We start from the raw sequence: 23,740 nt of genomic DNA, 5'->3' as shown, positions 1-23,740 counted from the left end.
GGTCCGCGGCTAGCAGCAAGCAAACGTAGGTTCCATTGGCTCCGCTCTCCTGCGGGGAGCCGTGCGGGACCGCGACGTGTGCGCGGCTAGTCGGTGGTCGCGAGAGAACCGTCAATCACCCGTTGCCCTTCTCGCCGCGAGGACTCATCGTTGCCGACTCGTCTGCTGTCAATTCCCGCCGTCGCCGCCGCTTTGGATGTCGACCGGCGAACCGTGTACCGCTTTATTGCTGCCGGCGACCTACCGGTCGTAGACCTGCGTACAGGAACGGGACGCTCTCGTGTTCGGGTGCCAGCAGATGGCTTGGAGGCGTTCATCTCCAGCAGGGCGGTTGCGGCTGAAAGGCGTTGCCGCTGACTCATTTTCGAATCGATCCCCATGTACGTCTGAATAAAGGAGTGGTATCACGTACCTGCGCAGGTTGAAATCTGGAAAATGGCAGGCGACAGTACGCAGTCGGACTGGATCCCGATTGAGTGAGTCGTTCCCCCTCAAGGCTCAGGCGCGCGCCTGGGCTGTTGAGATGGAGACGCAGTTCGCTCGAGGTGGCGTGCGGGATCCGAGGGCTGGCAGGACCCAGCTCGGGGAGTGGCATGACCGGTGGTGGAACGCCCGCGTCGTCGAACCCCACACGCTGCGTGGCGACGCCTCGACTATCAAAAACCACGTCGTGCCCTACTGGGCCGGCCGAGAGATGCGCAGTATCACCCGCATGGATGTCCAGAGTTGGATACGTGTCCTGGTGGAGAAGGACGTGGGGGCATCTGCGATCAAACGGGCCTACAACTTGATGTCCTCCATCATGCGTGCGGCAGTGGACGACGACATGATCGCCGTCAGCCCGTGTCGCAGCATCGATCTGCCGTCTATCGCGGTCAAACCGCCGCAGTGGTTCACGCTCGATCAGGCTCAGGGCATCCTTGACCAGCTCTCCGCCGCCTGGCGGACCATGTGCCTGCTCGGGTTCTACACCGGGCTGCGCTGGGGTGAACTCTCCGGCCTTCACCGGCACCGCATCGACCAGCGCCGCTCACGCCTGTTCGTGGTGGAGGTCAACACCAAGAGCGGCATCAAGGAGTACCCGAAGAGCTCCAAGAGCCGCCGGGAAGTCCCGCTCCCGCCTCACGTCCTGGAGATACTTGAACGCCACATCCACCGGCTCGACCGGGATGCTGTGGTGTTCACCACCGTCACAACGGGACGGACGGGACGGCTTCTCGACGACGGCAACTGGCGACGCCAGACCTGGTGGCCGGCCCTCGACGCTGCCTACTACTTCGACGAGGACGGCGAACAGCAACTCGTCCCGCACTATCCGCCGCACTCCATGCGCCACACCTGCGCCTCGTGGCTGGTCCAGAAAGGAGTCTCGCTATACGAGGTCCAGCACCTCCTCGGCCACGAGAGCTTCCAGACCACCCAGCGTTACGCTCACTTGCAGCCGGACGCCCACAAGGCCGTCCTCGGCGCGTGGGAGCGTATGGAAGCCCCGTTGACCATCGCCGCCTGAGTGGGTTGGCCCTGTCCTCTATGGACAGGGCCAACGCCGTTTCTGTCGAACGATGCCCGGATCATGCCAGCCGGTTGGTTAGTCCTCGGGAAGCGTCCAGCAGAGGGCCTGCAGTCCGGGGCGCAAGTCGTCCCGCCCGGACCTCTGTCGGCGCAGACGCGGCGGCAGCAGGCCTCGGTGAGGGCGTCGAGCTGCGGTCCCAGTTTCTGGCCGCTGGTCGAGAGCCGGGCGTAGCCGATGCGGACGTCGGTGCGGCGGGCCGGTTCGGGGATCAGCAGTGCGGCGTAGTCCGTCTCGGGGTGCAGGGGCGTGTTCACGCCCCTGATCTTCAGGTGTCTGCGGAAGAGCAACATCATTCACACCTCGTACCGGATTTTTATGTCAAGGACTTCGAAGAGCTGAAGGAGGTCGCTCAGGGCCATCTCGTCCTGGAGCCCGCCTACGCGAAGGCGGAGTAGCCCGTCCTGCCGGGCATGCAGTCGGCCCGCTCGTCCGTCAAGGTGACGGTGGAGTGGGCCGGCCCGTTGGCGTATGAGACGAGTTGGCCAGTTGCCGCCGTCCTCGGCCGCTATGTCGAGGACACGACCGTGTCCTCGGGCACCACGGAAGTCGGCTTGTTACTCCGGGAGCCTGTCTACGAGGCGTGCGGCGAGTGTGTGGCCCGGGTGGGTCTCGTGCCGTCGGCGGTGCCGGTTGTAGCGCTGGGTGGTGCGGGGGTCGCGGTGGTTGACGGCGTCCTGGACGTCCTGCAGCGCGTCCAGTGCGAGCGGCACCAGCGGCTCAGGGCGGACCTTGCCGCCCTCTGGTGCATGGGGGAAATCCGCGCGAGCGGTCGTCAATGCCGCCTGCGATGCGCTCGTCGCCGGACTCGACATCGCCTGGCCTTCGGATCCTCGCCGCCTGCACGCGCGCCGAGGCGGACTATGACGTCCACGACTTGCTTCCCGCAGCACTCGACGAACTCGGCCTCACCTTTTATCCGGTCGCCAGCCAGGCCGGCCAGGAAGCCGCCGCCTGAGCGCTCGCCCGCCACATGCTCGCTGGCGAGCTCACGCCTCGGGAGTTCCTTTCAGGATTCATCAGCCCTACGGACATGAGCTGCCCCTGACTGAGCGGCTCGCCGAACTCGACGACGAGTACGACATCCTCGATTACGGCGACAGAACGGCGGACCAGGTCGGCGCCGAGGTCACGGCCGAAGTGCGCCGCCTCGCGACCCACCCCATGGTGCCCGCCGAACCCATAGCTACGCCCAGCTGACGCACACGGATCGACCCTCGAGTCCCCGCTCGCAGCGGGCTGCGCGGTAGCCGTGCCGGCCCCCAGTACCGTAACCATCGCCGCTGCCATCGCGACCGCGTTCGCCTACGACTTCACCCGGCAGGTGCGCCACACCATGCCGTATGCGACCTGTTCGTGCTGGTGCTCGCCTTCGTCCTGCTCGCCTTCGCCTTCCGCTCGCTGACCATCCCGCTGGTCTCGATCGTCCTCAACCTGCTGTCCATCGGAGCCGCGTACGGGGTTCTGACCTGGGTCTTCCAGGACGGCAACCTCAGTTCGCTGCTGGGGTTCCACTCTTACGGCGGAGTGGTGGACTGGATCCCGCTGTTTATGTTCGCGCTGCTGTTCGCCCTGAGCGTGGACTATCACATCTTCGTGCTCAGCCGTATCCGCGAGCGTTGGACGGCCGGGGTGTCGACCAGGCTTGCGGTGGTGGACGGCCTCGGCGGCAGTGCCGGCGTCGTGACGAGTGCCGCGGTGATCATGGCCGGCGTCTTCAGCGTGTTCGTCGTGCTCAACGCCATCAGTACAAGATGCTTGGCGTGGGCATGGCCACTGCGATCGTCATCAACGCCACGCTCGTGCGTGGCATCCTGCTGCCCGCGTCCATCACCCTGTTCGGCGAGCGCGTGTGGACCCTGCCCCGGTTGCGGGCGCTCCGCGGCCGCTCTCCGCAAAGGGTGGCCTCCGCGCCCTGACCTGACCGCTCGTCGGTCGCCGGGCACAGTACCGGCCAAGGAGACCCGGCACCAGATGGAGACCCGGCGCCGGGGCTTCCGCCTGCGAACTGTCGGCGGCAACCGGGTCCGCACGGGCCGGCCGGATCGGTGCTGTGTAGGCCGAGTATCGGCGCACGGAGAACCCCTTGAGGGAATCCCCGAGATCCGTATAAGGGCTGTGGCCCAGGCCGTCGGCATCCACGCGCGCTGCCGTTTGTGGGATTCGCGCAAGAGGTGTCTGCCGAGGCGGGGGATTGATGCGGCCACCCCTGTCGTCATCACTGACGTCTGCGGACCACCCCCGCCTGCGCGGGGAGAACTCGGCAACGTTCTGCCTGGCGTCGACCATGGTCGGACCACCCCCGCCTGCGCGGGGAGAACCTTTAACACCTGCAGGTTTAGAGAGGGTTTGCGATTTCTTTACTCGGCAGCCGCAGGCTCATGAGATGAGTCTGGCAGAGGCCGTAACACGGACGTTGTGAGGGCCGGTGCTGAGGGCAGGGCCCCGGCGTTTGCCTGACTCGTCCGGTTTGATCATGTGATGTCGTAGAGGGTGAGGACCCGGGGGCGTTCGGTGTGGGCTCGGCGTCCGGCGGCGGTGTTGACGTATCCGGCGAGCTTGAGTGCGCCGCGGATCAGGTCGCGGACGGCAGTGAGTAAGGCGGGCGCGTTGTGGGTTCTGACCTGGGACTTGTCTTCTCCGAAGGCAGCATCTCGGACCCAGTGGACGGTGTTTTCCACCGTCCAGTGCCCACGAGCCCAAGACGCGATCGCGGCCGCGTTCGCTTCTTCGGCGGTCAGGTCCGTGATGGCGTGGACGGTCTCGCTGGACCACTTTTTCGCTCCGTAGAGGCGGCGACGGCGCTGGATCCGCAGGACCTGGGCCGCGTACGGAAAGAGCAGGCCCGCGACGGTGACGACCTGGACGATCCGTTGCTCGTGGCGGCCGTGCCCTCGCGTGTCGTCGCGGTGGATCACGGGGGTGTCCTTCCAGGGCAGGGCATGGAGTTGGCGGACCTGGCCCTGCTGGTTGTTCTTGATGGTCAGCAGGTAGTGGGCGCCGCGTTCGTGCAGTTAGGTGGCGTGGTCGCGTTGGGTGTGGAGGGCGTCGGCGGTGACGACGGTGCCCGCGAGATCTGTGTCGTCGATGTGGTCGAGCAGGGGTGCGAACTCGGGGGTCTCGTTGGTCTTCGCGCCGATCTCGTGGGAGGCGAGCGTGACGCCGTCGCCGTGGCGGACCGCGGACAGCACGAAGACCCGGCTGCCGTCCGGCCGGCGTGCGCCGCGCAGGCACTTGCCGTCCACCGCGATCGCCCGGCGCCTGGACCTCACTGGTTCGGCGCGGGTGGCCATCCGATGGGCCCGGCGCTGTTCGCGCTCGATTCCGCCGTCGGGCATCACCGGATCCGGCCGAGGGGGCTGCGCGGACAGCAGGGGCCGGAGGTAGTCGTAGCCGGCCGCGCTGATCTCGCCGGGATCCAGACGCCCCAGGACGCTGCGCAGGGTCTTCTCGCTCGGGACTCGGTAGCGGCCCAGCAACGGGTGGTAGGGCAGGCCGAAGGCGGCAAGCTCCTGCGGCGTCGCACGCCGGCACCACTCCGCCGCCGCGGTGATCGAGTCGTGGCCCGCCGCATCATCGTGCAGACCACCAGGGCCAGCAGCGAGGAGATCCGGTAACGCACCCCGCAGGCCCCTCGCGGGTCGGTGACCGACTCGAACTCGGCGTCCAGGCAACGGACTTGGAACTGTGCGGCAGCCTCACCGAGGGCCTCCAGGCAGGGTGCACGAGGCGCGGGAGCAGCGACAGGGGATGATGGAGGGACGAACACGGCACCTTCGTGGATCTTGAAGCGTAGAGAACTCCATGATCCACAGGTGCCGTGTTCACCTCCTACCGCCGTACCCCTGCGGCCCCGGCGGCTTTACCGGCCCCCGACCCACCCGACCAGGAACCACGGTGACGGCGCCCGCGCCTGGTCCAGGAGACCGAACCGGTCGCGCCGTTTCCAGGGCAGCGCGGGCGATGCGATCGGGGGACACCGTTGCGGCTATTGCGGCTGCCGCGCCCGCCGGGTCGTGCTTCTCGTGGCCGAGGTGGTCGGTGATCTCGCCTTCGAGAGCGGACTCCAGCACGCGTTGGGTCAGCTGCTGCAACAGCCCACCCTGACCGGTCAACTGCAGCCCGCCCGCGCGGGCCCGGTCGACCAACTGCCCGATCAACTACTCATCCAGCAGGTCCGCCGCCAACTCGACCGGCCGGACCTCCTCAACCGCCTCAACCGAGGCAGTCACGTCGCTCATCAGCCGAGGCGCAGGCGCAGGCGCGGGTGTCGGACGGCAGGATGCGTTCGGGGGCCGTCACGCGTCAGTGCCCTGGTCGCGTGCCACATCCAGGTTCGCGGTGGCGATGCCCTCGTTGTGAACGTCGCCCAGGTCGCGATAGGTGCTGACGGCGGTGGTGAGGGCGGTGACGGCCTCGACGAACCTGCGCACCTCCTGCAGGGCGAGTCCGAGGTTGTTCAACGCCCGGCCTTCGCCGTGGCGGTCGCCGAGCTCCCGGTAGGTGTCGGCGGCGGTGGTGTGGGCGGTGATGGCCTCGTCGAACCTGCGCACCTGTCGCAGGGCGAGGCCGAGGTTGTTCAACGCCCCGGCTTCGCCGTGGCGATCACCGAGGTCGGAGAAGATGTCGGCGGCGGTGGTGTGGGCGGTGATGGCCTCGTCGAACCTGCGCACCTGTCGCAGGGCGAGGCCGAGGTTGTTCAACGCCGTGCCTTCGCGGTGGCGGTCACCGAGGTCCCGGTAGGTGTCGGCGGCGGTGGTGTGGGCGGTGATGGCCTCGTCGAACCTGCGCACCTGTCGCAGGGCGATGCCGAGGTTGTTCAACGCCCCGGCTTCGTTGTGGCGGTCGCCGAGGTTGCGGTAGGTGTCGGCGGCGGTGGTGTGGGCGGTGATGGCCTCGTCGAACCTGCGCACCTGCTGCAGGGCGAGGCCGAGGTTGTTCAACGCCGCGGCTTCGCTGTGGCGGTCGCCGAGGTTGCGGTAGGTGGCGGCGGCGGTGGTGTGGGCGGTGACGGCCTCGTCGAACCTGCGCACCTCCTGCAGGGCGCCGCCGAGGTTGTTCAACGCCTGGCCTTCGCTGTGGCGGTCGCCGAGGTCCCGGTAGGTGTCGGCGGCGGTGGTGTGGGCGGTGACGGCCTCGTCGAACCTGCGCACCTGTCGCAGGGCGATGCCGAGGTTGTTCAACGCCCCGGCTTCGCCGTGGAGGTTGCCCAGCTCCCGGCAGATGGCCAGGTCCTGGTTGTGGGCGGTGATGGCCTCGTCGAACCTGCGCACCTCCTGCAATGCGAGGCCGAGATTGGTCAACGCCGTGCCTTCGCGGTGGCGGTCGCCCAGGTCGGAGAAGGTGTCGGCGGCGGTGGTGTGGGCGGTGATCGCCTCGTCGAATCTGCGCACCTGCTGCAGGGCGATGCCGAGGTTGTTCAACGCCCCGGCTTCGTTGTGCCGGTCGCGGGTCTGGCGGTGGATGGTGAGGGCCTGGGTGGTGAGGGTGATCCAGTCGTCGAAGCGGCGCCGGAAGTCCAGATACTCGGCCAGGGCGTAGGCCATGCCGGTACGGACGGGGTGGCCTTCGGGCGCGGTGGCGGCCGCCGCGGTGAGGTTGGCGAGCTCGGCGTCCAGCCATCCCAGCGCGTGTGCGCGACCGCCGAACACCGGCGAACGCGGCGCCCCCGGCTGCGGGTCCAGGTGGGTGCCGGCCGCCTTCGCGCTGTCCAGGTAGTAGCCGAGTAGCCGGGCCAGTGCGGCATCGCGGTCGTCGTCGGCGGCGCAGGCCCGGCCGTGGTGGTCGGCGTGCAGCCGCAGCAGGTCATGCATCCGCCACCTCCCCCACACCCCGCCGGCCTCGACCAGGTGCGCGCGCGCAAGATCCGTCAGCAACTCCTCGACCGCCACCGGATCGGCATCACCGAGGAGGTGGGAGGCGGCCTCGGTGGACAGGTCCGGTCCCGGGTTGAGGGGCAGCAGCCGGAACAGCCGGCCCTGCGCGGGCGTGAGCCGGGCGTAGGACAGGTCGAACGCCGCCCGCACCGCACGGTCGGCGCGGGAGAGGCGCTCCAGCCGGGTCTGCTCATCGGCCAGAGCGTCGGCCATCGCAGCCAGCGGCCGGCGGTCCATGTCGGCCAGCAGGGCCGCCACGATCCGCAACGCCAGCGGAAGCCCCGCACACAGCTCCGCGACCCGCTGCGCGGCAGCCGGATCGTCATCCACACGGCGGTCGCGGTCACCGTGGGCCTCCTGCAGCACCCGGCGGACCAGGTCCACCGAGGCGTCCGGATCAAGGACGTCCAGAGCGTGCCGACGGGCGCCGATGTCGAGAAGGTGGCGGGAGGTGACCAGGGCGGCGGTGATGCCGTCGGCGGGCAGCAGCGGCAGGACCTGCTCCTCACTGCCGGCGTTGTCGATCACCAGCAGGGTGCGCCGGCCGTGTGCTGCGCGGGCGCCTAGGGTGGACCGGAGTTGGGCGGCGCGGGCGGTGGTCTCGGGCGGGATGTTTTCGGGCGGTGTGTCGAGGGCGCGCAGGAGGTCGTCGAGGGCGTCGGCGGCGCTGGTGCGGCGTTCGGGGTCAGGGTGGTAGCCGTTGAGGTCGGTGAACAGGACGCCGCCGGGGAACCAGCCGGGCTGGGCCAGGGCGCGTTCGGCTGTTTGCAGGGCCAGTTCGGTCTTGCCGACCCCGCCCATTCCGGCCACGGCCTGGACCAGGACCGGGCGCAGCGGGGCGTGGTCGGGTTCGGAGCTGTCGCGGTGGGGGGCGAGGTAGGCGAGCAGGGTGCGGACGTCCTCTTCGCGGCCGGTGAACGTCGCCGATCGCGCCGGCAGTCCCGCCATGCCCTCTTCGGGCGTACCGGGGGCGGTGCCGGGTGTCCCGGCCGTCCTGGCCGGGGTTTCGGGCTGGACGGTGACGTGCACGGTGCCGCCCTGGATGACCAGGCCGTGCTGGTTTCCGCCGCTGATGGTGTTGCTCACTGCCGCCGACGGCTGTGGCGTCTCCGTCGGGGGGCTGGGCGGTGGCGGCTCGAAGCTGCTTGCCGGTGAGTCAGCGGCCGCTTGCGTACTATCCGTGCCGCCGGTCGGGCACTGCTGGGGGGCGGCTGTCTCGTGCAGTAGCCGGCGCAGCGTGGTGAAGGTGCGGTGCTGCGCTGTGGTCGCCTTCAGAAGGGTGAAGTGGTCGCCGGGCAGGGCTGCGGCGTCGGGGAACACCGAGCGGGCCGAGGCCAGCGGCACCACCCGGTCGCTGTCGCCGGCGTAGACGGAGACCGGGATCGGGCAGGTGTGGTCGGTGGTCTGCCGGGCGTAGACGACGTCGCGGAGCACCACCCGGCGTGTTTCGGTGACCTGCTCGTTCAGCGGCTGCAGCTGGCTTTCCTGTGGATGCCCGCGCCGACCGAACACGCCCCGGCGCAGGGACAGCAGCAACTCGGAGCCGTCGTTCGGGCAGGCGAGTATCACCACCTGCCGGATCCGCGCCAGTTCCCGCCCGTGCCCGTCGGCGAGCACCCGCGCCAGGTGCCGCTGCACCACCAGGCCGCCCATGCTGTGCGAGACCAGCACCAGCCGCTCGAAGGCGCCGGCCTCGGTGCGCAGGAACTCCCTCAGGCTGTCCGCCACCGCGTTGATGCTCGGCCACACCCGCAGCGGGTTGATCCGCTTGATCCCCGTCGCATACGAGAACGGCAGCACCCGCACGAACTCCAGCGAGGCGTCCTCGCCGATCCGCTCCTGCAGCGGCCCCCACGTGTCCGGACCGGACCCGAACCCGTGGACCAGCACCACACCCAGTAACTCGCCCGCCACCTGGAGCCCCCTCCCACGCACCCTGCGGACTGCACACAGTAGCCGCCCCACCGCAGCTGCTCCCCGCCATCACCCGGACCACCCCCGCCAGTACACCCACCGCGGTTGCGAGGAGCTGACCGGCGCAACGATCCGGATACTCACCTGCCGCCTACTGCGCCGGCACCCCCTTGCCGTGGACCAGCAACCTTGGTGTGAAGCAGGGCTCACACCGGCGGATGCCCTCGCGGGGCGAAGCCCCCGGGGGCCCGGTGGCAGAGGGGAGGGGCGTGGGTGCCGGTGGGGGGTCGGGGTTCGACTGCGGGCGCATCGCGTCGGACCGTACGGTATATCCCTGCGCTGACTGAACGTCATTGTCTGGGGGGAATGCGGTGGATCCGATCTCGGTGGGGCTGCTGGCGGCCTTGGCCGGCGGCGCGGGCGGTGAGGTGGGCCGCCAGGCGTGGGCGGGGCTGGGCGCGGTGGTGCGGCGGCCGTTCCGGCGGCGGGGCGTCGTCCGCCCCGGCGAGGTGAGCGGTGAGGCGGTGCCGGGGACCGGTGAGGTGGAGTTGGCGGCGCTGGCGCAGGCCCCGGCTGATCCGGGCCGGGCGCGGGCGCTGGGCGAGGTGCTGGTGCGCCGGGCCGCCGCCGACGAGGAGTTCGCGCAGGCGCTCGAGCTGTGGCACCGCCAGGCGCGCGCGGTCGAGGGGGGATCGGTCAGCAGTACCGTCAGCGGCGGCACGCAGTACGGGCCGGTCCTGCAGGGCAGGGACTTCAGCGGTATCACCTTCACCACGACCACCCCGCCCCCGCCCTCTTCGCCGGCGCCTCCGGCCGCACCCGAGCCGGGGCCAGGCCCCGAGCAGGGGGCCGGCGGGTCGTCGACACCGGGGAGGTGACCGGCATGGAGGACGAGCCGGAGGTCTACTCCGCCGGCACCGGGGCCGGTGCCGGCGGCAGCGCGGGGGCGGGTGCCGGCGGCGGTGGCACCGGTCCGGTGGCTGGGCCGGGCGGGGATGCGGCTGCGCCGGAGGATCGCGTCGGCGCGGAGCGCCCCGGTCCCGCCCTTGGTTCCCTGGAGGATTCCGCCGGGGCCGGAGGCCGTGTGGTGAACACGGTCAGCGGTGGTGTGCAGCTGGGGCCGGTCCTCCAGGGGCGGGACTTCACGGTGCAGCTGCCGCGGGCGATCGAGCCCGCCCTGTGGGGGCTGCGGCCGCCGTCGAAGGCGTTCACCGGCCGCGACGGCGCGGTGAGGGAACTGCTGGGGCTGCTCGCGCCTGGCGGTGAGTCCGGGTCGGTGCTGGTGACGGCGGTGGCGGGGATGGCCGGGGTCGGCAAGACCGAACTGGCCCTCTACACCGCCGCGGCTGCTGTGGCCCGGCCCGGCTGGTTCCCCGGCGGCGTCTTGTTCACCGACCTCAACGGCTACCACCCCGACCCCGAACGCCGGGTCAGCGCGGGGCAGGCGCTGGACGGATGGCTGCGCTCCCTGGGCATCCCCGGCGAGCACGTGCCCCGGGCCGAGCAGGACCGCTCGGCGATGTTCCGCACGGCGCTGTCCGGGTACGCCGCGCAGGGCCGCCGGATCCTGCTGGTGATCGACAACGCCGGCGGCGAGGAGCAGGTCCTGCCGCTGCTGCCCGCCGACGGCACCACGGTCGCCCTGGTCACCTCTCGCGACTCCCTGGACATCGATGCACGTCGGCATGCTCTGGACGTCCTCACCCCGGACGCCTCGGTGGACCTGGTCCGCCGGGTCCTGCAGCAGACGCACGGTGACCGTGACCAGCGCGTCGATGACGATCCGGCTGCCGCGCAGCGGGTCGCGGAGCTGTGCGCGGGGCTTCCGCTGGCGTTGCGGATCGTGGCGGCCCTGCTGGCCGACACGCCGCACCGGCCGCTGGCTGCGATGGCCGACGCTCTGGCCGATGAGCAGACCCGGCTGGAGCGCCTCTCCCGCGCCGACCGTGCGGTGCGGGCGGCGTTCGACCTGTCCTACGCCCGGCTCACGCCCGCGCAGGGCCGGCTGTTCCGGCTGCTGCCCCTCAACCCGGGACCGGACCTGTCCACCGAGGCCGCCTCCCACCTCCTCGGTGATGCCGATCCGGTGGCGGTCGAGGAGTTGCTGACGGATCTTGCGCGCGCGCACCTGGTCGAGGCCGGCGGGGTGTGGGGGAGGTGGCGGATGCATGACCTGCTGCGGCTGCACGCCGACCACCACGGCCGGGCCTGCGCCGCCGACGACGACCGCGATGCCGCACTGGCCCGGCTACTCGGCTACTACCTGGACAGCGCGGAAGCGGCCGGCACCCACCTGGACCCGCAGCCGGGGGCGCCGCGTTCGCCTGTGTTCGGCGGTCGTGCGCAGGCGCTGGGATGGCTGGACGGCGAGCTCGCCAACCTCACCGCGGCGGCCGCCACCGCGCCCGAAGGCCACCGCATCCGGTCCGGCATGGCCTACGCCCTGGCCGAGTACCTGAACTTCCGGCGCCGCTTCGACGATCTGATCGCTCTCACCACCCAGGCCCTCACCATCCACCGCCAGACCCGCGACCGCCACAACGAAGCCGCGGCGTTGACCAACCTCGGCGGCGCCCTGCAGCAGGTGCGCAGGTTCGACGAGGCCATCACCGCCCTCACCGCCGCCGCCGCCACCTACCGCGACCTCGGCGACCGCCACAGCGAAGCCGCGGCGTTGAACAACCTCGGCCTCGCCCTGCAGCAGGTGCGCAGGTTCGACGAGGCCATCACCGCCCACACCACCGCCGCCGACACCTTCTCCGACCTCGGCGACCGCCACAACGAAGCCGCGGCGTTGAACAACCTCGGCATCGCCCTGCAGCAGGTGCGCAGATTCGACGAGGCCATCACCGCCCACACCACCGCCGCCGACACCCACCGCGACCTCGGCGACCGCCACCGCGAAGGCACGGCGTTGAGCAACCTCGGCCTCGCCCTGTGGGAGGTGCGCAGGTTCGACGAGGCCGTCACCGCCCTCACCGCCGCCGCGGACACCTACCGGGAGCTGGGCGACCGCCACGGTGAAGCCGGGGCGTTGACCAACCTCGGCATCGCCCTGCTGCAGGTGCGCAGGTTCGACGAGGCCGTCACCGCCCACACCACCGCCGCGGACACCTACCGAGAGCTGGGCGACCGCCACAGCGAAGCCACGGCGTTGACCAACCTCGGCATCGCCCTGCTGCAGGTGCGCAGGTTCGAGGAGGCCGTCACCGCCCTCACCGCCGCCGCGGACACCTACCGGGAGCTGGGCGACCGCCACGGTGAAGCCGGGGCGTTGACCAACCTCGGCGGTGCCCTGCTGCAGGTGCGCAGGTTCGAGGAGGCGATCACCGCCCTCACCGCCGCCGCGGACACCTACCGCGACCTCGGTGACCGCCACGGTGAAGCCGGGGCGTTGACCAACCTCGGCGGTGCCCTGCGGGAGGTGCGCAGGTTCGACGAGGCCATCACTGCCCACACCACCGCCGCCGACATCTTCTCCGACCTCGGTGACCGCCACGGCGAAGGCACGGCGTTGAACAACCTCGGCAGCGCCCTGCGGGAGGTGCGCAGGTTCGACGAGGCCATCACTGCCCACACCACCGCCGCCGACATCCTCTCCGACCTCGGCGACCGCCACAGCGAAGGCCAAGCGTTGAACAACCTCGGCGGCGCCCTGCGGGAGGTGCGCAGGTTCGACGAGGCCATCACCGCGCACACCACCGCCGCCGACATCTTCTCCGACCTCGGTGATCGCCACGGCGAAGCTGCGGCGTTGACCAACCTCGGCGGCGCCCTGCGGGAGGTGCGCAGGTTCGACGAGGCCATCACTGCCCACACCGCCGCCGCCGACATCTTCTCCGACCTCGGTGATCGCCACGGCGAAGCTGCGGCGTGGAACAACCTCGGCCTCGCCCTGCTGGAGGTGCGCAGGTTCGACGAGGCCATCACCGCCCACAACCAGGATCTGGCCATCTGCCGCGAGCTGGGCGACCGCCACGGCGAAGCCGGGGCGTTGAACAATCTCGGCCTCGCCCTGCGACAGGTGCGCAGGTTCGACGAGGCCGTCACCGCGCACACCACCGCCGCCGACATCTTCTCCGACCTCGGCGACCGCCACAGCGAAGGCCAAGCACGCAGGAGTTGGGCGATCGCATGTAACGAGCGGTGGAAGATGCGGCAGGGTGCTGATCCAGGCCGCGCCTGATGTGCCACAGGACATGCGGTGAGGAAGCTGCCGCAGGCGACCGGGACGGCCAGGCCGCGCTCTGTCATCCTCATGCCGACCGTGGCGCCGAGCCTGAGCGGCTCGCGGCCGTCGCGCCGCACCGCCTGCCTGGTACGCCGCTTCAGCTTCTTCCTCGCCACGGCGCCGTTCTTCGTCGCCGCCTCCCGGGCCGCCGCCAGGGCCTGGCGCGCGAGGTCGACCCCGCTCAGGTCGCTGGTCACGCGATCACCGCCCCAGCCGCCGCAGCGTTCGTCGTCGTCTGCTCACGCAGCTGCTCCAGGCGCTGGTTCAGCAGGAGCTGAGCGGTGCGCACCCGGGCGGCGTCAGCGGTTTTGGCGGCCGGCCACCTGGCCACCCGGCAGCACGACCTCGACTCGGGGAAACGATACCGGACCACCCCCGCCTGCGCGGGGAGGACGGCACCAGTGGCCCCATCGGCTGGTGCCGGTCATCGTGCCTTCACTAATCGCGCGGCCGGCGCGTGGGATCCGGATCGGCTGCCGCCACGACGATCAGGCGGCCATGGACGACCACGACTGCGTGCGTATGCTCCTTCAGACGGAGCAGGGAAAGGTGAGAGAGATCTCCCTGGTGGCCGAACTCGCACGAGTTGCAAGCTGGTTAGCTGGACTCGCCGGCGAACGGTGATCCCACAGCGGATCGGCCGGTGGCAACCAGGGGCGGCCTCAGGAGCAACCCGCGGCGGGGCTACGCGTCGGTGCGCAGCGGCCGGTCCGGTCGGCAGACTTGGCACGGTGCGGCGTCGTCGCGATCGAGTACGGCGCGGGCCTGCTCGGTGGTCGCGGGCCGGGCGAGGTCGCGGATCGTGCGGCAGTCGCCGCGGTGCACGACGCGCGCCGGGCCTCGCTGGGGACCGAAGTAGACCGGTTCCTCGATCTTCCAGGCCGGGGTGATGCCGGGCCGCTGGATGGGCACCTGGGCGTGGGGCTGGCCGTCGATCGGGCCGCAGAGGGCGGACGGGGCACGGAAGTCGACCGCGGCGGGGAGGACCAGGAGCCGGCCCTGCTCGCTGCCCTGGATGGGCAGGTGGTCTGCAGGTCGTACGACCAACAGACGTCGGGCTCCCTGCGGCGGGACTTCACCACGGCGAACAGGTGCTGCCCGTCCGGGAGCGCGACGTCGACGAGCGGCCCGTCGGCCTGCGGAAGGCCAGTCGACTGCCCCCACCGTGGTCTTGGTCCTGGTCGTCGCTCACCTCTCAAATCTAGTTCGATTCTCTGTTCGATTCCATGTGTGGCGCACCTCGTCCCCGGCACCGGACGGGCTGTCCCTTGTTCAGGACGCCGTTGTCCAGGTGTCCGACCCTGCCCAGACTGCGCGTCGCCACCACCACGTACGGGCGCCAGCCTGTTGGCGAACCACGTTCTGCGCACCCTGTAGGCGCAGTATCGACCTCCGCGTTCATGACGCTCGTTTGACGCTCCGACCGTCTCCTGCCCGTCCGATATGGAAGAAAGGGGACCTCTGATCTGCGCTTTCCCCAGCGGGCAGGCTTCGTGACCTCTTTCCGATGACCCACCACGTGGAGTGCGTGGCGGTGCTCGTGCCCCAGGGAAAGGGTGCCTGACCTGCGGGTTTGCCGATGTGCGTGATGTGCGCCGTGCGCGTATGAAGGCGCTCGCGAAATCGCCCCTGGGGTCGGCGGTGCGACTTACGCGCATTTCCGCCGGTCAGCGCGTTACATGACGGATACAGGACCCCTGCCAGGCGCCGATCAGCGCCGCGTGAGCCGGTTGTAGAGACTGGTCCAGGCGGTGTCCTGGGTGGTGGGCGGTTTGTGGTCGCAGAAGGGCAGGGTGTGCTGGGCGGTGTAGTAGCGGAGCATGTCGAGCACGGCCAGGGGGGCGCTGTTCGGGCCGCTGGTGTAGTCGGTGCCGGGTAGGACGTGCTGGTGCACCCGGCATGTGGGGTGGGTGTTGGGGGAGCCGCGGTCGAGTGCGCCGGTGCGGGGCCCGGAGGCGCCGCAGGCCGTCAGCGCGATTGCGGTGAGCAGCAGGGCCGCGGTGTGGGCCGGGCGGGACGGGGACGTCATGGTGCTCCTCGGGGGCGGGGGGTGTGCTCGTGATGCGGCGGTCACATCGGTACGGCCCGCAGGGCGGTGCCGACTCCGACGGCCAGGATGAGCAGGGAGGTGCCCAGCGGGGTGAGCCGTGTGCCCCAGGCGGCCAGTGCGTGCCGGCGGCCGCCTTCGAGGGCCGGGATGCGGTCGCGGAGTTTGAGCAGGAGCAGCCCGGCGGCGGCGAGCGTGGCGGCCATGCCGAGGCCGTAGCAGACCACGAGCAGGACGCCGAAGGCGGTGCGGCCCAGGGCGATGGAGCCGAGCAGCACCACGAGGGCGGAGGGGCTGGGGACCAGGCCGCCGGCGATGCCGATGCCGACCAGGCCTGCCTTGCTCCCGCGTGGACGGGGGCCGTGGCTGTGGCTGTGCTGCCCGAGCCATCCATGGGTGTGGGGGTGCTCCGCGTGCTCGTGTTCTTCCCCGTGTTCGTGGGTGCGGGGGTGGTCGTGGGTGCTCGTCGCCTCGTCTTCGTTCAGTACCGCTGTCGCCGACGCGTGTGCCGCGGGCGCGGGGCCGGTGCTCGCGGCGGCGGCCTGCTGCTGCGGCGGATGGCTGTGCGCCGGGCCGTGGTGGTGGTCGTGACCGGCGTGCGGGGGCGCCGCTGCCTGTTTCGGGGTACGGAAGGTGCGTAGCGCGGCGGGCAGCAGCCACAGTCCGGCCGCGGTGATGACGAGTCCGCTGGCCGTACCGAGCCAGGCCAGGACGTCCTCCCCGACGAGGGCGGAGGAGACGCTGAGCGCGACTCCGAGGGCGAGCACCGAGGCGGTGTGGGTGAGCGTGACCGTTCCCGCGACGGTGACCGCGTCGCGCGGGCGGCCCTGGCGGCCGGCCAGGTAGGCGGCCATGACGGTCTTTCCGTGGCCGGGGAGCGCGGCGTGTCCGGCCCCGAGGACCAGGGACATGACGACCGCGAGCAGGCCGACGGGCAGGGTGAGTTCGTGCTGGTCCGCCAGCCCGCCCAGGTGCCGGTCGAGTGCCGCGTACCAGTCCGCCGCCCACCCGGCGCCCGGTGTGCTCGCGGCGGTGGCGGCGCCGCTGCCGGCCCCCAGCACCAGCGCGGCGTGCCGCGTGTCGAGCGGGCTGGACAGCAGGTCCGCGGGATAGGCGTGCAGCTCGTGCGAAACGGACCGCGCGGGTACGTCCGAGGTGCCGATCCGCACGCCGTCGCCTCGTGCGGTGATCTCGTGCCAGCCGATACGTGAGTCGTCGACACCGGAGGTGAACCGGACGTGGTCGCCGCTGTCGAGGGTGGCGGGGGCGGTCAGCCGGCATTCCAGCCGGCCGGTGTCCAGACCGGCCTGGCCGTGCACGAGGCGGAAGGAACCGGCCGTCAGGCGGAAGGCGAGTGTCCGCGGTGTCCCGTGTGCTGCCGACGCCGTGGCCTGGGCCCGGTCGGCAAGGGCCGTGCAGGCCCGCCCGGCCTCGGCGGCGGCTTCGGCCGGGCTGAGGGTGCCGTTGTGGTCGGTGTCCATGGTCGGCTCGGCCTGGAGGGTGGGGATCTCGGCGGTGTCGACGACAGCGAGGTCGTCCACGCGGTCGGCGTGCAGGGTGAGGCCGTCGTAGCGGTTGACGGTGAAGTTGCCGAGCGGGTGGGCGCAGGCCGGCCCGGACGCCGCCCACATCAGTGCCGGGACGGCGGCGAGCAGCAGGGCGGCGCGGTGGAGGCGGCGGTTCGTGGTGCCCGCGGGAGGGGTCATCGCTGTCCTTGGAGACGGGCCAGGCGCGTACGGGCGTCGGGTGCGGAGAGCGGGGAGAAGTGGGGGTTGGCGGCGAGCGCTGCCGCCAGGTCGGTGCGTGCCCCGGTGTCGTCGCCGAGGGACTGCTCGATGACGCCGCGGTGGTAGCGCAGCAGGGCGTCGCGCCAGCCGAGCCGGTCGGCCTGCCGGGCCAGCGGCAGTGCTTCCGCGTCCCGTCCGGCCCGGTGCAGCGCCCAGCCCAGGGCGTCGGCGACCAGGACGCTGTGCCGCCGGTCCCATTCGGCGGTCAGCAGGGTGACGGCGAGTTTCGGGTCGCCGTGGTCGGCCTGGTATTGGCCGAGGTTGAGGTCGTCCACGACCCCGTTGGCGGCGAAGAGCTTCTGCTCGGCCTGGAGCACGCCGTATTCGGTGCGGGCCTCGCCGTCCCGGCCGAGCGACTGCAGCAGCTCGCCGAACTCCAGGACGTACTGCGGCTGCGGCACCCGTGCGATGGCGGTGCGGTAGTCGGTGACGGCACGGTCGGCCTGTCCGAGGGCGGCTTCCGCGCGCGCCGATCCGGCCAGCGAGGCGGTGTAGGTGGCGTCGGCCGCCAGCGCCTGCCGGTAGTGGCCGAGGGCCTGTTGCGGACGGCCGGTGTTGAAGGCGAGTTCGCCCAGGTAGTGCTGGCAGAAGGCCACGTCGGCGGGGGAGGAGGCGTCGTCCAGGGCCCGTTGCAGTGCCTGGGCGGCCTCCGTGGTGCGCCCGTGCAGCTCCAGGGTGTAGGAGGCGCGGGTGAAGGACTCGGTGGACGGGTGCAGGTCGAGCATGTGCTGGACGGCGGTCTGCGCGGCGTCGTCGTCGCCGAGCTGGGTCAGCGCGTCGTTGAGCGCGCCGTAGGGGGCCCAGGCGTACGGGTCGACGGCGACCGCCTTGTCCGCCCAGTCCCGGGCCTGGGCGAACTGGTGCCGTGCGTTGGCGAGTCCGGCCATGCCGGTCAGCGCGGCGGTGTTGCCCCGCGGCTGGATCGCCAGCGAACGGCGCAGCGCGGACTCGGACTTGGGGTACAGCGTCGGGTCGACCGCGAGCCTGGCCTGTTCGACGTAGGCGGAGCCGAGCTGCGCCCAGCCGGACGCGTCGGCCGGCTGCTGCCGCAGCCCCGCCTGGAGCTTGGTGATGACCGCGCCCATGCTCAGCGGGCCGCTCGGCGCGCGGTCGCCGCCCGGCGCCGACAGGGGCGCCGACGGCCCCGGGTGATCCGCGGAGTGCTCCAGTACCGCGAAGCCGGTCAGGCCGGCACACAGCGCGGCGGCGGTGGCGATCAGTGCAAGGCGGTGCATGGGAGGTCGTGTCCTCGGCTCGAAGGTGGTCCGGTGTTCGAAGGTCGCGCGGGTGCCCGGTGCGGGCCGGTGGCTCCGCGCCCGCACCGGGCACCCCCGGGGGTCATCCGGCCTGGTTCACCGCGTTGGTGAAGGGCAGGGCGATGTAGGGGAAACTGCCCGTGAAGGGGCGGCCGGGGCCGTTGACGCCGTCACCCGCGGCCAGGGCCTGGATGAGGTGGCCGGGTGTGGCGCCTTCGAGCACCTGGAGGGCGATGTCGACGACGTCGTCACCCATGCGCCGCCCGTTGGGGAAGCCCTGGAAGTCGCCGGCGAGCACACCGAGCCGGTTCGGGTTCGCCGTCACCGGGGTCGACATGTTCAGCCGCAGCTCCTCGGCGGCCACGAACTGCCACTTGTCGATGTCCTGGTTCAGCAGCTGCGAGTTGAGGTCGACGGCCAGTGGGCCGCCCGTCGCCTTCGCGATGCCCGTCAGGAAGATCTCCTGCAGGTCCCGGCGCGGGGTGGCCGGGGCGGGGATGCCGTAGATCGCCTGGACGAGCTTGGGCACCTCCGGGTCGAGGACCTTCGCGACGAGCTTGGGCTGGTTGTGGTCCTCGGACGGCGGCAGCGCGTTGAAGGCGTTCTTCAGGCCCGCGGGCACGACCGCCTCGTTGACCAGCGGGTTGCCCAGCCGGGAGACCTGCACGTAGGGGCCGGTCGGGGTGGACTTGCCCGGACTGAGCCGCATGGTGCGCCGCTCGGTGGTGCTCCACACGCCGATGACCGGGTTGCGCTTGGCGTTGCCGCGGTAGGCCAGTGCGGACTTGGGCACCTGGATGGCCAGGGTGTTGACGTTGTAGCCGTTGAGGGTGTTGTGCCCGGTCTCGCTGAGGTTCCCGCCGTAGAGCAGGTCGAAGATCCGCAGGTCGAGGAAGAACGGGTCGGCGGCCTGGCTCGCGACGGTCCGGCCGCCGCCGGGCAGCTTGCGGGTCGCCTGGTCGCGCAGCCGCCCGTAGTCCGGCATCGACGCCCTGCCGACATTGGACGGGGCGGCGATGGCGTCGTCGACGAGGGTCACGGGGCGGTGGCCGGCCCGGATCTCCTGGAGCGTGTAGTGCTGGCGGAACAGCAGAGTGGGATCGGTGAGGTTGTTGACGACCCCGTTGTTGTACAGGAACGTCTTCTCGCCGCGCCGGTCCTCGTTGCGGAACGTCCACCGGTAGGTCAGGTCCGGCCTGCCGGTGCCCTGGCTGTCGATGTTGATGTCGTAGTGCGCGTCCGTGGCGAACGGGTAGAAGTTCGGCCCGCCGTTCGGCTCCTGGAACGGGTACCAGTTCGCGACCAGCGTCACCGTGTCGGACTTGTCGGGGCTTGAGAACGCGTACAGGTCGGTGTTGTCGACCTGCGGGTCCGAGGCGATCAGCGGCGCCTCCCGGTGGCTGGACGCCTGGCCGACGCCGGCGCCGGGGCCGGCCAGCGCCGCACCCGCGACCGCGGTGCTCAGCGCGAGCAGCAGCGCGGCCGACTTCCGCCGGCCGAGACCGGCCGGTTTTCTGCGAAGGGTCATCGAGGGGCTCTCTCTGGGGGAGGAGGATCCGGCCCTGCGGGCCGGATCACACGTTCCTGCCCCTTCGTCCCCCGAGCCCCGCCGGATGGGTCGGGCCGGTCGACACCACCCGGGTGGCGGACAGAATTCCCGTCCGGTGGCGCAAGCGGCGCTTGTACGACAGGCCTCGGCGTACGCCGCACACCTCCGCGCGCCTCGCCGAACACTCCATGTGCTCCTGCTATGTCCAGCTATCTGCACATACATTGCAAGAGCGAGCCCCATGCAGCGGCTCCCGCTCCCCGCAGAGAAGACGAGGGCGTATGGCCACCAGCGGATCACCCACCACCGCCCCCCTGCCCGCCTCCGCCGGCAGCGAGCGAGGCCGCGTCGCCCGGCTTTTCACCCGGCCGGAACGGCGCCGGCTCGCGGGAATGGCCGCCTTCATCCTGGCCCTGCACCTCATCGGCTGGTTCACCCTCGTGGCGCTGGTGGCACCCGGCCACTACCGCGTCAACGGCCAGTCCTTCGGCATCGGGATCGGCGTCACCGCCTACGCCCTCGGAATGCGCCACGCCTTCGACGCCGACCACATCGCTGCCATCGACAACACCACCCGCAAACTCATGCACGAGGGCAGGCGCCCGCTGTCGGTCGGCTTCTGGTTCTCCCTCGGCCACTCCAGCGTCGTCTTCGGCCTGACCCTGCTGCTGTCACTCGGCCTCAAGTCCCTCGCCGGCCCGCTCAAGGACGACAACTCCCAGCTGCACCGGATGACCAGCCTGATCGGCAGCGCCGTCTCCGGCACCTTCCTCTACGCCATCGCAGCGGTGAACCTCGTCGTGCTCGCGGGGATCTGGAAGGTGCTGCGCACGCTGCGCGCCGGACAACTCGACGAGCAGGCGCTGGAGGAGCAGCTCGACAAGCGGGGCCTGCTCAACCGGCTCCTCGGGCGGGTGATGCGGTCGATCGACAAGCCCTGGCAGATGTATCCCGTCGGCCTGCTCTTCGGCCTCGGCTTCGACACCGCCACCGAGGTCGCGCTGCTGGTCCTGGCCGGCTCGGGCGCCGCCACCGGCCTGCCCTGGTACGCCATCCTGTGCCTGCCCGTGCTTTTTGCGGCCGGGATGAGCCTGCTGGACACCCTCGACGGATCGTTCATGAACGTTGCCTACGGCTGGGCCTTCTCGCGCCCGGTCAGGAAGATCTACTACAACCTCACCGTCACGGGCCTGTCCGTCGCCGTCGCCCTGATCATCGGCACCGTCGAGTTGCTCGCGCTGCTCGCCGACAAGCTCGACCTCACCGGTGGCTTCTGGGGCTGGGTCGGCGGAGTGAACCTCAACACGGTGGGATTCGTGGTGGTGGGCCTTTTCGTCGCGGCATGGGCGTGCGCGCTGCTGGTGTGGAAGTACGGCCGCATCGAGGAGCGTTGGGCCTCGCCCCCCGGCCCGAGGCCGGAAGCGCCAGCCGCCCAGGAGTGAGGTCCGGGAATCCCCGTCCTCACCCCGGCAGCCGGCCGAGCACCCCGCCTGACCTTCCTCCCAGCAGCGGCTGCCGTGTCACGGCGCGGGCAAGGTCACGTCCGTGCGCGCGCCGTCCGGCCACTCCACCGTCACCTGGTGGGCTCCGTCGCCCCCGTCCCGCACGGACACGGCCGGTTCCGGACTGTCGCCGGCGCCGCGGTCGAGCCGGACGGATGCGGCCAGGACGACGCCGAGCGGCACCGGCTCCGGGGTGGCCAGCCAGGGAACGGCGGTCCGGCGGGCGAGCGGGGTCGTGCCGTCCTCGACGAATACGCCGGCGCGGGTGAATCCGCGCAGGCCGCGTACGGCGCTGCGCAGTCCGCCGTCGCTCGCTTCGGCGTATGCACCCTCCTCGCCCGGGGTGTGCGCGGGTCCCGCCTCGGTGGGTAGCGGCCAGCCGCCCAGCCGTACCGCCCGCCATGCCGCCGACGGCCCCTCGGGGGCGTCGAGCCGGACGAGCCGGATCTCGGTGCCCGCGCGCAGTACGGAGGCGACGGTGACGAGGGGGCCCGGGATGTGCGGGCCGGAGCGGCCGGAGCCGTGGTCGGGTGTGGCGTCCCCGGTGGTGTCGACCCATCGCACCCGGCCCCGCGATCCTCCCACGAGGACGCCGTCGGCGCGGCGCTCGGCGAAGAGCGTGGTGAAGCCGCTCCGGTGGGTGGCCCGGCCGGTGTCGTCAAGGACGACGACGCTGTTGTCGAGCGGATCCGATGTCGTCGGCCCGGTCAGCGGCGGCACGGTGGCGGTGGAGTATCCGAGGCGGGCGTACAGCGGTGCGTCGGCGCGGCAGTCGCCGGGGCGGGCGTGGTCGGTGCCGTGGTTGACGACCACCGCGACGCCGTCCGACCGCCGCGCGGAGACCAGCCAGCCGGGAGCGGCAACCACCCGTGCCACGTCGGCCTCTTCCACCGGAAGCGGCTCCTCGGTGGCCGTCCACACCGGGTGGTCGGCGGGGAGCATCAGGCCGAGCATGCCCTTGGCGGCCCAGTAGGGGGAGCCGGGTCCCGAGTACGCCTGCCGGATCGGCAGCCACTCCCCGCGCCAGCCGAGGCGGAGCAGTCCGTCGGGCTCGAAGGCCCCCTGCTGGCGGAAATGGCGCAGCATACCGCTGGCCGCGCGCCGTATCAGACCGGGACCGAGGCTTCCGGTGCCGGTCAGCGCCCCGACCCACAGGGGCGCGGCGGCGGCGAAGCGGTAGGTGAGGCTGCGTCCTTGCAGCAGCGGGGACCCGTCGGACCCGATCAGGCACACCGCGTCGTCGAGATACGCGCCGAGGTCGTCCTGCCACCTGCCGCGCAACCGGGGTGGGCAGAGCGTCCCCGTCACGTCGAACAGGTGCGTCCACAGCAGCGGGTACAGGTGCAGCGCCCACCCGGTGTAGTGGTCGTAGGCCCGTTCCTGTCCGTCGCTGAGCCAGCCCCCGGGGCGCCGCAGCGAGGCGTGGACGTCGAGGTCCTCCTCGATGTCGGTGGCGCTCCACGGGCCGCCCGCCTCGCGCAGGAAGGACTCCACCACGATCCTGAACCACACCCAGTTGATCGGCGGGTACCGCTGTCCGACGACCGCGCCGAGCCAGTCCAGCGTCCGCTGCCGTACCCGGTCGTCGAGCCGGTCCCACAGCCAGGGGCGGGTGGCTTGCAGGACCAGGGCGATCGAGGCGGCCTCGACCTTGGCCTGGTCGAGCTCGTCGGGACGCGGCCACGCCTCGGGCGAGTGCGGGTCCGTACCGGCGGCGAGTCCCTCCGCGTAGCGCTCCAGCAGCCCGGCCGGATCGGCGCCGCCCTCGCCGGCCACCCGGAATCCGGCCAGCAGAAAGGTGCGGGCGAAGCCCTCAAGGCCGTCCGAGCGGCGGCCGTTGCGGCTCGCCGGGCCGGGCAGGTGGATGGACGCCCCCTTCGGGGACCGGTAGGGGGCGACCGCTTCCGCCGTGCGGTCGGCCAGCGCCGCCCAGTGCTCCCGGGTCCAGCCGGTGAACGGCGACCGGTCGCGGTCCTCGGCAGGGAGACCGGACGTCATGGCGAACTCC

Annotated in this window: 16 protein-coding genes and 3 pseudogenes; 8 read left to right on the top strand and 11 right to left on the bottom strand. The window is 71.4% G+C overall.

The window, feature by feature from the left end:
• Nucleotides 1–150: 150 nt before the first annotated feature.
• Nucleotides 151–357, top strand: coding sequence for a helix-turn-helix domain-containing protein (locus tag OG900_08935; GenBank protein ID WUH90215.1), 207 nt, complete (start codon nucleotides 151–153; stop codon nucleotides 355–357).
• Between the two features lie 115 nt (nucleotides 358–472).
• Nucleotides 473–1,510, top strand: coding sequence for a site-specific integrase (locus OG900_08930; protein ID WUH90214.1), 1,038 nt, complete (start codon nucleotides 473–475; stop codon nucleotides 1,508–1,510).
• Between the two features lie 617 nt (nucleotides 1,511–2,127).
• Here OG900_08930 and OG900_08925 read toward each other — a convergent pair.
• Nucleotides 2,128–2,283, bottom strand: a complete 156-nt coding sequence (locus OG900_08925; GenBank protein ID WUH90213.1) for a hypothetical protein — start codon at nucleotides 2,281–2,283, stop codon at nucleotides 2,128–2,130.
• Nucleotides 2,284–2,360: 77 nt separating this feature from the next.
• Between OG900_08925 and OG900_08920 the strand changes: the two genes are divergently transcribed.
• The 3 genes and pseudogenes from OG900_08920 (at nucleotide 2,361) to OG900_08910 (ending at nucleotide 3,489) form a co-directional block, all read left to right on the top strand.
• On the top strand, nucleotides 2,361–2,528 hold the full coding sequence (locus tag OG900_08920) for a hypothetical protein (protein WUH90212.1): 168 nt from the start codon (nucleotides 2,361–2,363) through the stop codon (nucleotides 2,526–2,528).
• A 404-nt stretch (nucleotides 2,529–2,932) separates the two neighbouring features.
• Nucleotides 2,933–3,253: pseudogene (locus OG900_08915) on the top strand (MMPL family transporter).
• An 80-nt stretch (nucleotides 3,254–3,333) separates the two neighbouring features.
• The gene (locus OG900_08910) at nucleotides 3,334–3,489 is read left to right on the top strand and encodes a hypothetical protein (protein WUH96087.1); all 156 of its coding nucleotides are present in this window, start codon (nucleotides 3,334–3,336) and stop codon (nucleotides 3,487–3,489) included.
• 555 nt (nucleotides 3,490–4,044) lie between these two features.
• On the opposite strand, the pseudogene OG900_08905 reads toward OG900_08910, so the two are convergent.
• The 3 genes and pseudogenes from OG900_08905 to OG900_08895 form a co-directional block, all read right to left on the bottom strand.
• Nucleotides 4,045–5,339, bottom strand: a pseudogene (locus tag OG900_08905) (ISAs1 family transposase).
• 235 nt (nucleotides 5,340–5,574) lie between these two features.
• Nucleotides 5,575–5,811 (bottom strand): annotated as a pseudogene (locus tag OG900_08900) (IS256 family transposase).
• Nucleotides 5,812–5,868: 57 nt separating this feature from the next.
• Complete coding sequence (locus tag OG900_08895; GenBank protein ID WUH90211.1) at nucleotides 5,869–9,360, bottom strand: tetratricopeptide repeat protein; 3,492 nt, start codon at nucleotides 9,358–9,360, stop codon at nucleotides 5,869–5,871.
• Between the two features lie 371 nt (nucleotides 9,361–9,731).
• Between OG900_08895 and OG900_08890 the strand changes: the two genes are divergently transcribed.
• Entirely contained in the window at nucleotides 9,732–10,238 is a 507-nt protein-coding gene (locus tag OG900_08890) for a hypothetical protein (GenBank protein ID WUH90210.1), read from the top strand.
• Between the two features lie 5 nt (nucleotides 10,239–10,243).
• Nucleotides 10,244–13,546, top strand: coding sequence for a tetratricopeptide repeat protein (locus OG900_08885; protein ID WUH90209.1), 3,303 nt, complete (start codon nucleotides 10,244–10,246; stop codon nucleotides 13,544–13,546).
• Between the two features lie 238 nt (nucleotides 13,547–13,784).
• Here the strand turns inward: OG900_08885 and OG900_08880 are convergent, their stop codons facing one another.
• The 6 genes from OG900_08880 to OG900_08855 form a co-directional block, all read right to left on the bottom strand.
• Nucleotides 13,785–13,922, bottom strand: a complete 138-nt coding sequence (locus OG900_08880; protein WUH90208.1) for a hypothetical protein — start codon at nucleotides 13,920–13,922, stop codon at nucleotides 13,785–13,787.
• A gap of 353 nt (nucleotides 13,923–14,275) precedes the next feature.
• Nucleotides 14,276–14,638: a DUF6233 domain-containing protein gene (locus OG900_08875; GenBank protein ID WUH90207.1), complete on the bottom strand. Its 363-nt coding sequence runs from the start codon at nucleotides 14,636–14,638 to the stop codon at nucleotides 14,276–14,278.
• A gap of 664 nt (nucleotides 14,639–15,302) precedes the next feature.
• Nucleotides 15,303–15,620 carry a hypothetical protein gene (locus OG900_08870; GenBank protein WUH90206.1) on the bottom strand — a complete coding sequence of 106 codons (318 nt, stop codon included), beginning with the start codon at nucleotides 15,618–15,620 and terminating at the stop codon, nucleotides 15,303–15,305.
• A gap of 41 nt (nucleotides 15,621–15,661) precedes the next feature.
• Complete coding sequence (locus tag OG900_08865) at nucleotides 15,662–17,344, bottom strand: nickel transporter (protein ID WUH90205.1); 1,683 nt, start codon at nucleotides 17,342–17,344, stop codon at nucleotides 15,662–15,664.
• Nucleotides 17,341–18,660, bottom strand: coding sequence for a hypothetical protein (locus tag OG900_08860; GenBank protein ID WUH90204.1), 1,320 nt, complete (start codon nucleotides 18,658–18,660; stop codon nucleotides 17,341–17,343). Before OG900_08860 ends, OG900_08865 begins: the two co-directional genes overlap by 4 nt.
• A gap of 103 nt (nucleotides 18,661–18,763) precedes the next feature.
• Complete coding sequence (locus OG900_08855; protein ID WUH90203.1) at nucleotides 18,764–20,209, bottom strand: DUF4331 domain-containing protein; 1,446 nt, start codon at nucleotides 20,207–20,209, stop codon at nucleotides 18,764–18,766.
• Nucleotides 20,210–20,622: 413 nt separating this feature from the next.
• On the opposite strand from OG900_08855, the gene OG900_08850 reads away from it, so the two are divergent.
• The gene (locus OG900_08850) at nucleotides 20,623–21,672 is read left to right on the top strand and encodes a HoxN/HupN/NixA family nickel/cobalt transporter (protein WUH95681.1); all 1,050 of its coding nucleotides are present in this window, start codon (nucleotides 20,623–20,625) and stop codon (nucleotides 21,670–21,672) included.
• 78 nt (nucleotides 21,673–21,750) lie between these two features.
• On the opposite strand, the gene OG900_08845 is transcribed toward OG900_08850, so the two are convergent.
• Nucleotides 21,751–23,730 carry a DUF2264 domain-containing protein gene (locus OG900_08845; protein ID WUH90202.1) on the bottom strand — a complete coding sequence of 660 codons (1,980 nt, stop codon included), beginning with the start codon at nucleotides 23,728–23,730 and terminating at the stop codon, nucleotides 21,751–21,753.
• Nucleotides 23,731–23,740 lie beyond the last annotated feature (10 nt).

Origin of the sequence: Streptomyces sp. NBC_00433 (assembly GCA_036015235.1) — a bacterium.
GTDB lineage: Bacteria > Actinomycetota > Actinomycetes > Streptomycetales > Streptomycetaceae > Actinacidiphila.
This window is presented reverse-complemented; position numbering and strand designations above follow the sequence as displayed.